18 protein-coding genes are annotated in these 14283 nt (G+C 34.9%); 11 read left to right on the forward strand and 7 right to left on the reverse strand.

The window, feature by feature from the left end; genetic code table 11:
- Window positions 1-16 precede the first annotated feature (16 nt).
- The 3 genes from Q7P22_RS13730 (at window position 17) to Q7P22_RS13740 (ending at window position 1960) form a co-directional block, all read left to right on the forward strand.
- Window positions 17-466 carry a PTS sugar transporter subunit IIA gene (locus Q7P22_RS13730; RefSeq protein ID WP_113921618.1) on the forward strand — a complete coding sequence of 150 codons (450 nt, stop codon included), beginning with the start codon at window positions 17-19 and terminating at the stop codon, window positions 464-466.
- A 100-nt stretch (window positions 467-566) separates the two neighbouring features.
- The gene (locus Q7P22_RS13735) at window positions 567-1622 is read left to right on the forward strand and encodes a PTS fructose transporter subunit EIIC (RefSeq protein WP_303864981.1); all 1056 of its coding nucleotides are present in this window, start codon (window positions 567-569) and stop codon (window positions 1620-1622) included.
- A 17-nt stretch (window positions 1623-1639) separates the two neighbouring features.
- On the forward strand, window positions 1640-1960 hold the full coding sequence (locus Q7P22_RS13740) for a PTS fructose-like transporter subunit IIB (protein WP_303864982.1): 321 nt from the start codon (window positions 1640-1642) through the stop codon (window positions 1958-1960).
- 125 nt (window positions 1961-2085) lie between these two features.
- On the opposite strand, the gene Q7P22_RS13745 is transcribed toward Q7P22_RS13740, so the two are convergent.
- The 5 genes from Q7P22_RS13745 to Q7P22_RS13765 form a co-directional block, all read right to left on the reverse strand.
- Window positions 2086-3066, reverse strand: a complete 981-nt coding sequence (locus Q7P22_RS13745) for a type I phosphomannose isomerase catalytic subunit (RefSeq protein WP_303864983.1) — start codon at window positions 3064-3066, stop codon at window positions 2086-2088.
- 136 nt (window positions 3067-3202) lie between these two features.
- Window positions 3203-4051 (reverse strand): 16S rRNA (adenine(1518)-N(6)/adenine(1519)-N(6))-dimethyltransferase RsmA, encoded by an 849-nt coding sequence (rsmA, locus tag Q7P22_RS13750; RefSeq protein WP_303864984.1) that lies wholly within the window; start codon window positions 4049-4051, stop codon window positions 3203-3205.
- Window positions 4052-4061: 10 nt separating this feature from the next.
- Window positions 4062-4589, reverse strand: a complete 528-nt coding sequence (rnmV, locus tag Q7P22_RS13755; protein WP_303864985.1) for a ribonuclease M5 — start codon at window positions 4587-4589, stop codon at window positions 4062-4064.
- 80 nt (window positions 4590-4669) lie between these two features.
- Entirely contained in the window at window positions 4670-5221 is a 552-nt protein-coding gene (locus tag Q7P22_RS13760; protein ID WP_303864986.1) for a manganese efflux pump MntP family protein, read from the reverse strand.
- 24 nt (window positions 5222-5245) lie between these two features.
- A complete protein-coding gene (locus Q7P22_RS13765) occupies window positions 5246-5872 on the reverse strand; it encodes an HAD-IA family hydrolase (RefSeq protein WP_303864987.1) in 627 nt (208 codons plus the stop codon).
- 213 nt (window positions 5873-6085) lie between these two features.
- On the opposite strand from Q7P22_RS13765, the gene hisZ reads away from it, so the two are divergent.
- The 8 genes from hisZ to hisIE all read left to right on the forward strand — a co-directional run bounded on the left by hisZ (window position 6086) and on the right by hisIE (window position 12892).
- The gene (gene hisZ / locus Q7P22_RS13770) at window positions 6086-7327 is read left to right on the forward strand and encodes an ATP phosphoribosyltransferase regulatory subunit (RefSeq protein WP_303864988.1); all 1242 of its coding nucleotides are present in this window, start codon (window positions 6086-6088) and stop codon (window positions 7325-7327) included.
- The gene (gene hisG, locus Q7P22_RS13775) at window positions 7318-7959 is read left to right on the forward strand and encodes an ATP phosphoribosyltransferase (RefSeq protein WP_113921633.1); all 642 of its coding nucleotides are present in this window, start codon (window positions 7318-7320) and stop codon (window positions 7957-7959) included. The genes hisZ and hisG overlap by 10 nt, the downstream gene beginning before the upstream one ends.
- A complete protein-coding gene (gene hisD, locus Q7P22_RS13780; protein ID WP_303864989.1) occupies window positions 7952-9244 on the forward strand; it encodes a histidinol dehydrogenase in 1293 nt (430 codons plus the stop codon). Before hisG ends, hisD begins: the two co-directional genes overlap by 8 nt.
- A 12-nt stretch (window positions 9245-9256) precedes the next feature.
- A complete protein-coding gene (hisB, locus tag Q7P22_RS13785; RefSeq protein WP_303864990.1) occupies window positions 9257-9841 on the forward strand; it encodes an imidazoleglycerol-phosphate dehydratase HisB in 585 nt (194 codons plus the stop codon).
- 10 nt (window positions 9842-9851) lie between these two features.
- Complete coding sequence (gene hisH / locus Q7P22_RS13790) at window positions 9852-10460, forward strand: imidazole glycerol phosphate synthase subunit HisH (protein WP_303864991.1); 609 nt, start codon at window positions 9852-9854, stop codon at window positions 10458-10460.
- Window positions 10457-11179 (forward strand): 1-(5-phosphoribosyl)-5-[(5-phosphoribosylamino)methylideneamino]imidazole-4-carboxamide isomerase, encoded by a 723-nt coding sequence (hisA, locus tag Q7P22_RS13795; protein ID WP_303864992.1) that lies wholly within the window; start codon window positions 10457-10459, stop codon window positions 11177-11179. The genes hisH and hisA overlap by 4 nt, the downstream gene beginning before the upstream one ends.
- 334 nt (window positions 11180-11513) lie before the next feature.
- A complete protein-coding gene (gene hisF / locus Q7P22_RS13800; RefSeq protein WP_303864993.1) occupies window positions 11514-12278 on the forward strand; it encodes an imidazole glycerol phosphate synthase subunit HisF in 765 nt (254 codons plus the stop codon).
- A complete protein-coding gene (hisIE, locus tag Q7P22_RS13805) occupies window positions 12278-12892 on the forward strand; it encodes a bifunctional phosphoribosyl-AMP cyclohydrolase/phosphoribosyl-ATP diphosphatase HisIE (RefSeq protein ID WP_303864994.1) in 615 nt (204 codons plus the stop codon). Before hisF ends, hisIE begins: the two co-directional genes overlap by 1 nt.
- Before the next feature lie 185 nt (window positions 12893-13077).
- On the opposite strand, the gene Q7P22_RS13810 is transcribed toward hisIE, so the two are convergent.
- The gene (locus Q7P22_RS13810) at window positions 13078-13818 is read right to left on the reverse strand and encodes a tRNA1(Val) (adenine(37)-N6)-methyltransferase (protein WP_303864995.1); all 741 of its coding nucleotides are present in this window, start codon (window positions 13816-13818) and stop codon (window positions 13078-13080) included.
- A 237-nt stretch (window positions 13819-14055) separates the two neighbouring features.
- Window positions 14056-14226, reverse strand: a complete 171-nt coding sequence (locus Q7P22_RS13815; RefSeq protein ID WP_113921063.1) for a DUF362 domain-containing protein — start codon at window positions 14224-14226, stop codon at window positions 14056-14058.
- Window positions 14227-14283: the final 57 nt, after the last annotated feature.

Here is a 14283-nt window from a genome sequence, read left to right on the forward strand (position 1 = left end):
TTTAAGGGGAATAGATATGGATAAAATTATTAATAAAAACCTTATAAAACTAGACATAGATGCAGATACTAAGGAATATTGTATGAAAGAGCTCATCTCACTTATGGAATCGGAAGGCCGCTTAAACGATGCCTCCTGTTATACAGAAGAAGTATTAAATAGAGAAAATCTTTGTACAACAGGTATTGGTTTCGGCATTGCCATCCCTCATGGAAAATGTGATGCTGTTAAAGTACCTACAGTAGCCTTTGGCAGATTAAATGGTGGCATTGAGTGGCAATCATTAGACGGCGAACCTGTTAATATGGTATTTTTATTAGCTGTTCCTAAAGATTCTGAGTCTAATGAACACTTAAAGATACTAGCTGCTCTATCTAGAAAACTTATGAATGAAGATTTTCGTAATGATTTATTAAATATTAAAGAAGAAGATCAATTACTTACTCTATTAGAGACCATATTTTAATATATGCTATTTAGGTTTTCCTAAATAGTTTATATAAGCAAAAGTGTAATGCGTTACAAAAGATGTATTACACCGTATAAGAATAAAAGGAGGAATTATAATGTTAGAATTATTAAAAGATACGCGAAAACATTTAGTTACTGGTGTATCTTACATGTTGCCATTTGTCGTTGCCGGTGGTGTACTATTAGCTCTTTCCGTTATGTTGTCAGGAACTCCATCAGCTCCTGAAAGCGGTATCTTAAAAGATATTTGGGATATCGGTGTAGGAGGTATGTCGCTATTTGTTCCAATAATGGGTGGATTTATTGCATTTTCTATGGTAGATAGACCTGGTATCGCTCCTGGTGCAATAGGCGCATACCTTGCCAATTCTATTGGAGCAGGTTTCCTTGGTGGTATGCTTGCAGGTATCTTAGCAGGTATTGTAGTATACTATTTAAAAAGAATTAAAGTTCCGCCAATTATGCGCTCTATCATGCCAATTTTCATCATTCCTTTAGTGGGAACTCTTGTTGTAGGTGGATTAATTGTATGGGTTTTAGGAATTCCTATTGCAGCACTAATGACTGCTTTAACAGCATGGTTAAGTGGAATGTCTGGTACAAGTAAGATTGTTCTTGGAATCATCTTAGGTTCTATGATTGCCTTTGATATGGGTGGTCCACTAAATAAAGTTGCCTTTGGTTTTGCCGTTGGTTTAGTTGCCACAAATCCACAAGTTATGGCCGCTGTTGGTGTAGCTATATGTACTCCTCCACTTGGTTTAGCTTTGGCTACATTTATCGCACCAAAGAAATTTACTACAGAAGAAAAAGAAAGTGGAAAAGCAGCCATTATAATGGGCTTAATTGGTATTACAGAAGGTGCTATACCTTTTGCTGCAGCAGATCCACTAAGAGTAATCCCTTCTATTATGGTTGGTGGCGCTGCTGGCTCTGTAACATCCCTATTATTAAATGCGGCAAATCATGCTCCATGGGGTGGTTGGATTGTTTTACCTGTAGTTGAAAATATTTTTGGGTATATTATTGCAACTATTGTAGGTGTTGTCGTTACTGCTTTAATGGTGAGCGCGCTTAAAAAACCAGCGAGTGAATTACCTATCGATACGCAAGAAGACTTAGGCGATGAATTAGATATTGACTTTGAATAATATAGGGAGGTTTTAAAATGAAAATTATAGCTGTTACATCTTGTCCATCAGGTGTAGCTCATACGTATATGGCTGCGGAAGCAATTGAAAAAGCAGCAAAAGCTGCAGGTATGGAAGTTAAAGTAGAAACACAAGGATCAATCGGTATCGAAAATGAATTGACTGCTAGTGATGTAGCTGAAGCAGATGCTGTTATTCTAACAAAAGATATGGACATTAAAAATACAGATCGATTCAAGAACAAGACTATTGTTAAAGTTTCTATAGGGGATGCTATTAAAAAAGCACCTGCTATTATGCAAAAAATCAAAGAACATGTAGAAAAGAAAAACTCATAATTAGTGGCCTACGGCGCATTAGTTCTAAGTTCCACGTTGCAAGTTCTATGTAAAACTTTGTAATTTAGCACCATATAAAATACAATAAAAGAGAGGCAGGTTTTTTCGCCTCTCTTTTATTGTATTTAAAGATATACTTTTAAAAAAGTACATTTACCTATAATCTCTATTTTACTTTCACCAGCAGGGATAAGGAAACAATCTGTAGATTTAAAATCAAGCTTTTCGCCCTCTGCGTAAATACTACCTTCACCTTCTGTAACAACAATTGATATAAATGAATCCTTCTTACCATAAAGTTCAATATGATCTTGAATAGAATACCTTTCAACAGAGAAATACTCACATTCTATTAATTTTTGATAATCTAAACTTTTTTCAGCTGTTGTAGGTTCATCTTTATTGATTTGATCTATTTCAAACTTTTTACAATCTATTACATCTAAAGCTTTATCAATGTGCAATGGTCTCTTTTCTCCATTTTTATCGATCCTATTGTAATCAAAGAGCCTATAAGTAACATTGGAACTTTGTTGTATTTCACAAATTAATAATCCTTTTCCAATAGCGTGAACTGTACCCGTTTTAATAAATATATTTTGTCCTTTAAAGACTGGAACTTTATTTAATACTTCTAAAAGGGTACCGTCACTTATTCTTTGCCTTATTTCATCTTTACTAATATCTTTGTTAAAGCCACAGTACAAATAGGAGTTAGACTCACAATCCACAACATACCATATTTCATTCTTACCATAATCTTTTTCATATTTTAATGCGTATTCATCATCTGGATGAACCTGCACCGATAAGTCATCTGCTGTATCAATGAACTTAATGAGTATAGGTAAATCCGTATAGCGTTCAGATTTGGAGCCTAAAATCTCATGTCCCATAATAGAAATATATTCATTAAATTTTACTCCTTTATATTTACCAGATGCAATAATACTAGGACCATCTTTATGTGCAGATAGCTCCCATGTTTCAGATATAATTTTATTATTAGATTTCTTATCGTACTTTTCCTTAAGCTTTGTACCACCCCATATGTGTTCTTTTACAGATGGTTCTAACTTTATAATGCTTTTCTTTGACTTCTTCATATTGTTTAAATATTCTCCTATCATTGATTTCTATACATTATATCTTTAGCAAATTTGCATCTTTTATAAACACTCAGACTACTATTTTATTTTTGTAATACAGAATCAGTTTTAGCTTCCCGTACTTCACTTCCACTTACACAGTAATCTCATTTGCAATCTTTGCAAACTCCTTCAAACTCAAGGTCTCTCCTCTTCTTTTGCCATCAATATCACACTTTTCTAATACTTCTATTACCTTTTGTCTGTCCATATTTAAGCCATTTGAAAGGCAATTTAACAGGGTTTTTCTCCTCATTGAGAAAGAAGCTTTAACTACTTTAAAAAAGACCTCTTTTTGAGCTTCAACTGGAGGTTCATCTAAAATCTTTAAGTTGATTACTGCAGATTCCACTTTAGGTTGAGGCATAAATACGGTCTTTGGCACAATTGTTACGATTTGAGGCTTAGAGTAGAATTGTACTGCTACAGATAAAGCACCATAATCTTTCTTTCCAGGAGGAGCAATCATTCTCTCTGCCACTTCCTTTTGTACCATTACTGTAATGCTTTCAATAGGTAGGTCTCTTTCTAAAAGATTCATGATGATCTCAGAGGTAATATAATAGGGCAAATTCGCAATAACCTTAAAAGGCTTGTCTGAAATCTTCTTTAATTCTTCTTTTAAATTAATTCTTAATACGTCTTCATTGAGAATAGTTTTGTTTGAATAATCACGTAAAGTATCATTTAATATAGGGATCAATTTTTGATCGATTTCTACTGCTAAAACGTGTGCTGACCTTTCACACAGATACTGAGTCATAGTTCCTATTCCAGGCCCAATTTCTAATATATAATCTTCTTCTTGAATATCTGCTCCTTCTAAAATCTTCTCTATAATATTTCCATCCGTTAGAAAATTTTGTCCATAGCGCTTACTAAAATGAAAGTCATATTTTTTTTGTATGTCGTGAATCATCCTTGGGGACGTCAGTCTCTCCATTATATCACTCCTATTTGTATTGGTTAATAACTTCTAGCAACTGTTCTATAGTAATACCGTAATTATTCAGTCGATTAACAAATTGTTTACTATTACAGTATCCAATACCTAATTTTTCTCCAACGAATCTTCTTTTATCCTTACTACCTTCTCCATTTAAGCCGAATTCAAACATATCCTGCAATGTAAAAGTGGTCTCATTGTTTACTAAAGTCTGCACTTTAGATAAGGCTTCAAAAATAGACTCTGGAGTGGCATTCTCAATACCAATATTATCTCCTTTTTTCCCTAGATGCCTTGGTAAATATGCATGTTTGCAATTAGGAACCCTTTTATCTATATATCTTCTAATTTTATCTCCAGCATAGTCTGGGTCTGTAAACACAATGACTCCTCTTGTTTTTGCTGCATTTTCAATTACCTTCAAAATGTCTTCCGTAAGCCCAAACCCATGGGTACATACTACATCTGCCTCTACTGCTCTTTTGACGGCAGAGATATCATCCTTACCTTCTACTACAACCAATTCCTGTATCATGTTCTCTTTCCTTTCAGTGTTACTACTTTAGTGGTAGCTTGCAGCCAATAGCTTTTTCTTTGCTCATACACTAGAAAATCCTAGAAGAATAAATGTTCTATTAATATTTTCGTACCTATTGCTACCAATATAACGCCTCCGAAGACTTCAGCTCCTTGCTGAAATTGGCATCCTAATTTTTCGCCAAACTTAGCCCCTAAAAAAGATAGCATAAAGGTAATAAGGCCAATAGCTACAGCTGCTAGAAAGATATTTATATCTAGTACAGCAAAACTAATCCCAGCTGCTAAAGCATCAATGCTAGTAGCAATTGCTAATGTTACTAGATGTTTTGTAGTTAAATCCCCAACATCCTCACACGTATTATCCCTAGATTCTCTTATCATCTTAATCCCTATAAATCCCAATAAAATAAAAGCAATCCAATGATCATAGCTTCGAATATACTCAGAAAACCTCGATGCAAGAATCCAACCAAATACAGGCATTAATGCTTGGAAAATGCCAAAATAAGCGCCAATTTTTGCTTGAGTAAAAGTATCTCTTGCTCTTTTGGAAACACCGCAGGACACTGCCACTGCAAATGCATCCATAGATAAGGCTAAGGCTGTTGTCAATATTAATGATGTCATCTATATTTCTCCTTTAAATTAGTATCATGAAATAATTTTTATTAAGTCACTTAAATCTGTAATGATATAGTCTGGACGATGGGCTCTTAGGGTCTCAAGATAGTTATACCCCCAAGTTACTACAGCACATTTAACATCAGCATCATTACACGCATGGATATCTCTAATTTCGTCGCCTACATAGAGAATCTCCTCTTTAGACAGCTTATATTTTTTGCATAGAGAATTGATTTTTCTCTTTTTACCTGCGAATGTAGAGGATTCTATAAAATCAAATAGCTCTAGATCGTGATTGGAAAGAAACATCTGTACATTTTTTGTGCTATTCGCTGTTAATATCCCCATTAAATCTACTTTTTGTTTAATTTCTAATAAAATATCTTTCATATTATCTTGAAATGGTTCTACAGTCTCGATACTTCCCTTTAACAAGTGTTGACCTTCTTTTAACAGTCTTGGCAGATGAATGTAAGATACGCCAATAGACTTTACAAACTCCCAAAAACTTAAGTTTTTAGCCCCTTGAACGTCGTCTTTTGACATTCTCTTATATCTATATTTTTCTGCTAATTGATTGTATATATCAAAAACATGATGTTCCGTATCGGCTATGGTACCATCAAAATCAAATATTACACACTTATACGTCATAGCTTCTCCTTTAAATTTGTCCAAATAGGTATACTCTATCTATTGTAACTCAAATACATGCTGAAAAAAAGAAAAACAATGACTATATATTCTCGAAATATTTGATTATTAAATAGTACTTTTATTTCAAAAAGATTCATTGACACCTCTGCTGGAATAAATTATAATATACTTTATCACAATACAGTAATAAAGTATAAGGTGGAGGAATCGATGAACAAATATACAATTGATGGTTTTAATGATATACACTACAACGAATTGAAAGTCTATGACTTTATAAGAGATACTATGGAAAATACCATGCGGTCTTACGGATACAGGCAAGTGCTTACTCCCTCCTTTGAATCTTACGATATGTACAATATTGATGGGGCTTTTCCGAGAAGTAAAATGTTTAAGCTCATTGGAAACGATGGAAAAGTATTGGTTTTAAGGCCAGATGCTACGATTCCTATTGCCCGTATGGCAGCTAGCAGGTATCGAAATAGTCAAGAAGTATTGAAATTTGGATACATCACTAATATTTTTCGAGATTCTTCCTCTACGACGGATTTTAGAAAAGAATTTATGCAAGCTGGTATAGAATATATGGGAAATTCTTTGCCAGACTGCGATGGAGAAATTATTGCCTTATCGATTAACATCCTTAAGGAATTAGGTATTAAAAAAATCCACATAGACATGGGAAATGTAACTTTCCTAAATGGGCTTTTTGATGAAATTCAAATTGAAGTAATAGAAAAAGTAAAAATACTAAGCTATATTGAAAACAAAAATATTGGGGAATTAAAAGCCTATTTAGATTCCATTGAGGTATCAAAAGAAATCAGCCAAATTTTATGTCATGTTCCTATGCTCTTTGGAAAGTTTAAAGATACTGTAAATCAAGCAAAAAAATTATGCATTAACCAAAAGATGACTGCTGCTTTAAATACTATGGAAGAAACGTATGAAATCATAAATTCCTATGGTTATGAAGATTATATATTTATTGACTTAGGTTTTACCAATCAATTTAATTATTACTCTGGTTTAATCTTTAAGGGCTACATTAATGGCATCGGAGAAGCTATTCTTTCTGGAGGAAGATACGATACACTATCCTCTACTTTTGGTGTGAATCGCCCAGCTAGTGGTTTTGGTATTAATATAAGCCTGCTTATGGATACTTTAATAAATAGATCTGATGAAAAAGACGATTATAATATACTCTTCTTATACGATGATAATAAAAGAAGAGAATCTTTAAATCTAGCAAGAAAGCTCAGAAGTCAGGGAATTATCGTAGATTATATTCATAGTTCTCTTGAAGAGGGTATAAAAAAGGAGAATTATAAGTATATTTTAAAATGTATAGATAATTCTTTTGAGCTTTCTACTAAAACAGATAAGCAATTATTACGTGAAGAAGAGATTTTAACTAAATTGAAGGAGGCCAAATTATGTATTTAAATATCGCCTTAGCAAAAGGCCGAGTAGCTAAAACAGCTATGGATAATCTTATATCATGTGGCTTCCAGTTTAAGGATTACTCTCTAGAAAGCAGAAAGCTTATTTTTTCTGATGATGAAAAAAAGGTCAAAATTACTTTAGTCAAATCCCCTGATGTACCTGTATATGTTGAAAAAGGCGCTGCAGATATTGGTATTGTAGGTAAGGATATTTTATTAGAAGAAAATTACAATGTATACGAACTCTTAAAGTTAAAAGTAGGCAAATGCAAGATGTGCATTGCTGGCTTTAAAGATAAAGTACCAGATTATTCAAAAAAGGTTATAGTAGGAACAAAATACCCTGTTATTACAAAAAACCACTTTGATCAAATAGGTGTATTAACGGATATTGTAAAATTAAATGGCTCTGTAGAATTAGCTCCTATTATAGGTTTATCTGATATTATTGTAGATATTGTAGAAAGTGGAGGCACTCTAAAAGAAAATGGATTAGTAGTGCATGAATCTATACTAGATATTAGCGCTCGGTTGATTGCCAATACGGTGAGTCTAAAGACAAAATTTGACCAAATTCAAAAGGTCATTGACTCTTTAGATCCTATAATAGAAAGAGGGCCTGTAAATGAATAAGTATTTTCTAAAGAAACAGGATCTTATTCAATCTAATATTGATAAGATTTTAAATAGAGTAGAAGATGAAAACAATAAAGTAGAAATTGCTGTAAAAGATATTATAGAAAGAGTTAAAAAGGATGGCGATGCTGCTCTAATCTCCTATACAAAAGAGTTTGACAAGGTAGAATTATCTCAACTTAAAGTAACAGACGAAGAGATTGAAGAAGCCTTTAAGCAAACGGAGCCAGGTTTTATTAGGGTTTTAGAAGAGGCAAAAGGAAATATCATCCAGTTTCACAAGTGCCAAGTTCAAGAGACATGGAAAAAAGAGTTTTCTAGTGGTGTTGTCCTAGGGCAAAAGGTTACACCTATTCCAAGAGTAGGCTTATACGTACCTGGTGGCAAGGGAGGGTACCCTTCAACAGTTCTTATGGATGCTATACCAGCAATGGTTGCAGGTGTAGATTCTATAGCTCTCATTACTCCACCAAATTCAGAAGGTAAAGTCAACTCTGATATCTTAGCAGCAGCTCGTGTTGCAGGTATTACTGAAATATACAAGGTAGGTGGAGCTCAGGGCATTGCAGCTCTTGCCTATGGCACAGAAACCATTCCAGCAGTAAATAAAATCGTAGGTCCAGGAAATATATTCGTAGCTACAGCAAAAAAGCTGGTCTTTGGTAAAGTAGATATTGATATGATCGCTGGGCCAAGTGAGATATGCATTATAGCCAATTCTTCTAATAATCCTGTGTTTATTGCAGCAGATATGCTCTCTCAAGCAGAACACGATGAAATGGCAAGTTCCTTCTTAATTACTACAGATGAATCTCTTGCAGATAAAGTATCTCTTGAAGTAGAAAGGCAATTAGAGCTTCTTCCACGTAAGGAGATTATCAAAAAATCCATACAAAACAATGGAAAAATATTTGTAGTGGAGACTTTAGAGGACGCCATTGAACTATCTAATATAATTGCTCCTGAACACTTAGAGGTTATGGTAGAGGAACCTTTTCATTACTTAGATTTCATTAAAAATGCAGGTGCTATTTTTCTTGGAGAGTATACTCCAGAACCTGTTGGAGATTATTTTGCAGGGCCAAATCACACCCTCCCTACTTCTGGAACATCAAAATTTTCTTCTCCATTAGGAGTATATGACTTCGTAAAAAAATCTAGTATTATCTTTTATGAAAAGAAAAGCTTAGAAAATATTAAGGATCAAGTCATCCAATTTGCACAAAGAGAAGGCTTTGATGCTCATGGAAATACAATTAAAGTTCGATTTGAAGAAAACTAAGGAGATTTATTTATGAGAAAAAGCACGATTAAACGAAAAACAGGAGAAACAGATATATCCTTTTCTATAATCCTAGATGGAAGTGGAAAATGCAACTGTACAACTGGGATCGGGTTCTTTGATCACATGATGAACCTATTTGCAAGACACGGCTCCTTTGATATTGATTTGTCCTGTAATGGAGACTTAGAGGTGGACAATCACCATTCTATTGAAGATATAGGAATTGCTATGGGCAACGCTTTAAAAGAAGCTCTAGGAGATAAAGGTGGCATTAAAAGATATGGTACCTTTTACTGCCCAATGGATGAAGCCTTAACGCGAGTTTCCTTAGACTTAAGTGGAAGAGGATACCTGGTGTATCAAGTAGATCTAAATAGAGATTATTGTGGAGATTTTGAGACAGATTCTCTAAAAGAATTCTTATATGGATTTGCTATAAACGGTGGTTTAAACTTACACATAAGCAATCTATATGGAGAAAACACACATCATATTATCGAATCTATTTTTAAAGCTTTAGGGAGAGCTTTAAGAGAAGCTTGTGAAATCATTGATACAAGTGGTGCAATTCCTTCCACAAAAGGCTCACTATAAGGAGGATAAAATGATAGCAGTTGTTGACTATGGAGTAGGGAATTTAAAAAATGTATATACTGCCTTAAAGAAACTAGGCTTAGAAGTAACAATTACCTCTGATCTTTATAAAATTGATGATGCCGATGCCATTGTATTACCTGGCGTTGGTGCCTTTAAAGATGCTATGGACAATTTAGTTAAATACGATTTAGTCTCCTCTTTAGAGAAAAATGTAAAAAAGGGAAAACCCTTGTTAGGTATTTGCCTGGGGATGCAATTATTATTTGAAAAAAGTTACGAAGACGGTTCTTGGGATGGTTTAAGTTTTTTAGAAGGAGAGGTCGTTCGCTTTTCAAATGATGTAAAAGTGCCTCACATGGGTTGGAATAGCTTATGTAGGAACAAGGAACATAAGCTGACCTCTAATATTGATGAGGGAGAATACGTATACTTTGTCCATTCTTATTATTTGCAGACAAAGCGATTTGTAGACGACGTGCTCCTCTACTGTGATTACGGGGTAAAAGTCCCTGCAGTAGTGGCAAAAGACAATGTATATGGCATGCAATTTCATCCTGAAAAGAGCAGCACTACCGGCATAAAGTTACTAGAAAATTTTAAGGAGCTGATAAAATGATTGTACTTCCAGCTATCGATATAAAAGGCGGAAAGTGTGTTCGCCTAAAACAAGGAATTTTTGATCAAGAAACCTCTTACTATGATGACCCAGTATTTGTGGCAAAAATGTGGGAGGAGAAGGGTGCAAAATACCTACACATTGTAGATTTAGATGGAGCCTTTAGCGGAGACCAAATAAATGTAAAGATTATTGAGCAGATCGCAAAATCTGTAAATATTCCCATTGAAGTAGGCGGAGGGATTCGCACAAAAGAGGCTATCGCAAAATATATAGACATAGGTGCAAGTAGAGTTATCTTAGGCACTAAGGCTGTAGAAGATATGAATTTCGTTAAAGAGGTCTGTGACTTGTACCCTGGTAAAATTGCCGTGTCTGTTGATGCAAAAGGAGACTATGTGGCAGTCAAAGGTTGGGTGGAGACCAGTGAAGTTCAAGCGTTGCCATTTTGTGAAGAGTTAGTAGAAGCTGGAGTGTCTACTATTGTATACACAGATATTTCAAGAGATGGTATGTTAAGCGGACCAAATTTAGAAATGCTTAAAAAGTTAAACGAGACAATAGATGCAGACTTTATCGCTTCTGGTGGAGTCGCTAATATTCAGAATATAAAAGATCTTATAAACTTAGATTTGTATGGAGCCATTACGGGAAAAGCTTTGTATGAGGAGACACTTACTATGGAGGAAATCAATGCAGTTCTAGGTTCTACGTTGTAAGTTCTAAGTAAAAGCTATGAGGTGACTAGATAATTGCTGATGGGTTGATCAGTTGGTTCGTTGGACGGTTGGACGGGAAAAAGCTTTAAAGCGGAAAGCGGAACTTTTCGTATTTAGTTTTTTGCTTTATAGATTTTATGTGGCGTGTAGTTTGTATAGTGAGATCCTTCGCTTCGCTCCAGGATGACTCCTGACGGAGCTTAAGCTTTTTCTCACCGAAGGTGAGTTGGCTTTTGCTGACCACCTGACCACCCGACCAGCTGACCACCTCATAACTGATAACGCATAATTAAATACAACACTTCACTACTTTATAAATAAGGAGATATAAACCATGTTAACCAAAAGAATCATTCCCTGTTTAGATGTAGATCACGGTAGAGTCGTCAAGGGAAAGAAGTTTAAGGACATTCAAGATGTAGCGGATCCTGTTGAATTAGGCAAATATTATTCAGACCAATGTGCAGATGAGCTGGTCTTTTATGATATTACAGCCTCTAATGAAGATAGAGATATTTTTATAAATATTGTAGAAAAGGTAGCAGAAAACATCAATATCCCCTTTACAATAGGTGGTGGCATACGGAAGGTAGAGGACTTTAGAAAAGTGCTCTTAGCAGGAGCAGATAAGGTGTCTGTGAACTCTGCTGCAGTAAAAAACCCTGACCTTATTAAAGAAGCTGCTTTAAAATTTGGAAGTCAATGCGTAGTCCTCTCCATTGACGCTAAGAGAAATGATAAAGGCTCTTGGGATGTATACGTAAAAGGGGGGCGAGAAAATACTGAAATTGATGCTATTGAATGGGCGAAACAAGGTGAGCTTTTAGGGGCAGGGGAAATTTGCATTAACTCTATTGACGCAGACGGAGTAAAACAGGGGTATGACCTTGAACTAAATCAAAAATTATCTCAACTCCTAAATATCCCTATTATCGCCTCTGGTGGAGCAGGAAATAAAGTTCACTTTCAAGAAGTACTAGAATGTGGTGCAGATGCTGCACTAGCTGCCTCTGTATTTCACTATAAAGAAATACCTATACCAGATTTAAAAGAGTACTTACACAGTAAAAATATACCCGTTAGGAGATGTAATAAATAATGGATTTATCCAATATAAAATACGATGAAAAGGGATTAATCCCTGCAATCATCCAAGACGTAAACACAAATGAAGTACTAATGATGGCATACATGAACGAAGAATCTTTGAAGAAGACCATGGAAACGAATAAAACGTGGTTTTACAGCAGAAGCAGACAAAACCTCTGGAATAAAGGGGAAACCTCAGGAAATTTTCAGGATGTAAGGAGCATTTCCTACGACTGCGATGGCGATACACTCTTAGTTAAAGTAATACCTGAAGGACCAAGTTGTCATACGGGCAATAATTCATGCTTTTTTAACACCATTGTAGAGGGCGAAAAGACAGAAAGTGCTGCAATACTAAAGCAATTATACAAGACTATAGAAGATCGAAGATCAAACCCTGTGGAAGGTTCGTATACAAATTACCTTTTTGATAAAGGCATTGACAAGATCCTAAAAAAAGTAGGAGAAGAGAATGCAGAGACAATTATTGCTGCTAAGAACAATTCTAAAGAAGAGTTAATCTACGAAGCTTCAGACTTAATTTATCACCTATTAGTCCTTTTAGTAAATCAAAGAGTATCTTTAGAGGATATCTTTGGAGAATTAGAAAAAAGACACAAATAAAGGCGACTATGGCGCATTAGCATCCAGCAACCAGCCATCAGAGTTTTGCGCTACTATGGGGTCAAAAATCCTTCGCTAACGCTCAGAATGACAGGGTAGTAAAACGGAACGGCCAGGGCGTCGTTCCCTACTTTATCTCGCCTAAAGGCGAGTTTGGTTTTGCTGACCACCTGGCCACCTTAAATTCACCCATAATATATTCTCAACAACTCATCCGTATACTTACCATCCTCTCCATATATAATAAGAGACTCTTCTACAGTTAATTGGGGTTTCCCGTTTTTTGCTCCTTCAACTAAAACTAAATTAGCATTTTTCCCCCTTTTAGGATAGATAAGGCGCATACTCTTAGGCTCAATGTGATTTAGCCTCATATGATAAAAAATATCTACAATTCGATCTGCCCTATGAATAAGGATGCACTTTCCTTTATCTTTCATAATCCTACTAGCTGATTTCATAAACTCTTCCATAGACCAGGTAATTTCATGCCTGGCAATGGCTAAAGCTTTGTTTGAATTGTGAATGCTTTCTCTCATATAGGGAGGATTGGATATGACTGCATCGTACTTATTTCTTATAATTTCTTCTGGCAAAAATCTCATATCACCATGAAATACATTAATTTTATGATCTAATTTATTTAATTTTATATTTCTTCTTGCTAAATCAGCATAATAATCCTGAATCTCTAGAGTATCTATAGACTCTCCCACATTATTTGCAGCTAAGAGAATAGGTACTATTCCAGTCCCAGTACCAATATCTATAATATGGCTTTTACTATATACTTTACAAGCTACATACCAACTAAGAAGTACAGCATCTGTACCATATCTAAAATGATCTATATTCTGTATTATTTGATAACCCTTAATGTGTAAGTTATCCACTCTCTCTTGTTCATTTCTCACGAAGTTTTCCACAATATTCTCTATACCCTTCCATTTAATTACATTCTATTCTTTGTATTTAGTGTAGAACAAACGAACGCCACTAAATATTGTGATTAATCCACATTTGATGCACTTTTGTGCAAAATTTGTGGATAACTTTTATATCGATTTGTCGTTTCATGGTGAATAAGTCTTATTTTATCCACAAAAACATCAACAAGTAATAAAAAGCGACCTCTATGAGGTCGCCTTTATTGTTTTATTCTATTATTCTGCTTGAGCCGCGTCTACAGGACATACATCAGCGCATGAACCACAATCTGTGCAAAGGTCAGCGTTAACTTCGTATATAGACTCTCCTTGACTAATTGCTTCTACTGGACATTCTGATTCACAAGAACCACAAGAGATGCAATCTTCACTAATTGTATAAGCCATTTAAATTCACCTCCTACATATGTAAGGTATGTATCTTATCACTGCTCTTATTATATA

This window comes from Alkalibaculum bacchi (genome assembly GCF_937875145.1).
Lineage (GTDB): Bacteria > Bacillota > Clostridia > Eubacteriales > Alkalibacteraceae > Alkalibaculum > Alkalibaculum bacchi_A.

Excerpts from the sequence above, each read along its gene's own strand:
- hisIE (WP_303864994.1), top strand. The coding sequence starts at position 12,278 with ATGGATTTATCCAATATAAAATACGATGAAAAGGGATTAATCCCTGCA.
- hisD (WP_303864989.1), top strand. The coding sequence starts at position 7,952 with ATGAATAAGTATTTTCTAAAGAAACAGGATCTTATTCAATCTAATATT.
- hisA (WP_303864992.1), top strand. The coding sequence starts at position 10,457 with ATGATTGTACTTCCAGCTATCGATATAAAAGGCGGAAAGTGTGTTCGC.
- Q7P22_RS13735 (WP_303864981.1), top strand. The coding sequence starts at position 567 with ATGTTAGAATTATTAAAAGATACGCGAAAACATTTAGTTACTGGTGTA.
- Q7P22_RS13745 (WP_303864983.1), bottom strand. The coding sequence starts at position 3,066 with ATGAAGAAGTCAAAGAAAAGCATTATAAAGTTAGAACCATCTGTAAAA.
- rnmV (WP_303864985.1), bottom strand. The coding sequence starts at position 4,589 with ATGATACAGGAATTGGTTGTAGTAGAAGGTAAGGATGATATCTCTGCC.
- hisB (WP_303864990.1), top strand. The coding sequence starts at position 9,257 with ATGAGAAAAAGCACGATTAAACGAAAAACAGGAGAAACAGATATATCC.
- Q7P22_RS13815 (WP_113921063.1), bottom strand. The coding sequence starts at position 14,226 with ATGGCTTATACAATTAGTGAAGATTGCATCTCTTGTGGTTCTTGTGAA.
- hisG (WP_113921633.1), top strand. The coding sequence starts at position 7,318 with ATGTATTTAAATATCGCCTTAGCAAAAGGCCGAGTAGCTAAAACAGCT.
- Q7P22_RS13760 (WP_303864986.1), bottom strand. The coding sequence starts at position 5,221 with ATGACATCATTAATATTGACAACAGCCTTAGCCTTATCTATGGATGCA.
- hisF (WP_303864993.1), top strand. The coding sequence starts at position 11,514 with ATGTTAACCAAAAGAATCATTCCCTGTTTAGATGTAGATCACGGTAGA.
- hisH (WP_303864991.1), top strand. The coding sequence starts at position 9,852 with ATGATAGCAGTTGTTGACTATGGAGTAGGGAATTTAAAAAATGTATAT.
- Q7P22_RS13730 (WP_113921618.1), top strand. The coding sequence starts at position 17 with ATGGATAAAATTATTAATAAAAACCTTATAAAACTAGACATAGATGCA.
- rsmA (WP_303864984.1), bottom strand. The coding sequence starts at position 4,051 with ATGGAGAGACTGACGTCCCCAAGGATGATTCACGACATACAAAAAAAA.
- Q7P22_RS13740 (WP_303864982.1), top strand. The coding sequence starts at position 1,640 with ATGAAAATTATAGCTGTTACATCTTGTCCATCAGGTGTAGCTCATACG.
- hisZ (WP_303864988.1), top strand. The coding sequence starts at position 6,086 with ATGAACAAATATACAATTGATGGTTTTAATGATATACACTACAACGAA.
- Q7P22_RS13765 (WP_303864987.1), bottom strand. The coding sequence starts at position 5,872 with ATGACGTATAAGTGTGTAATATTTGATTTTGATGGTACCATAGCCGAT.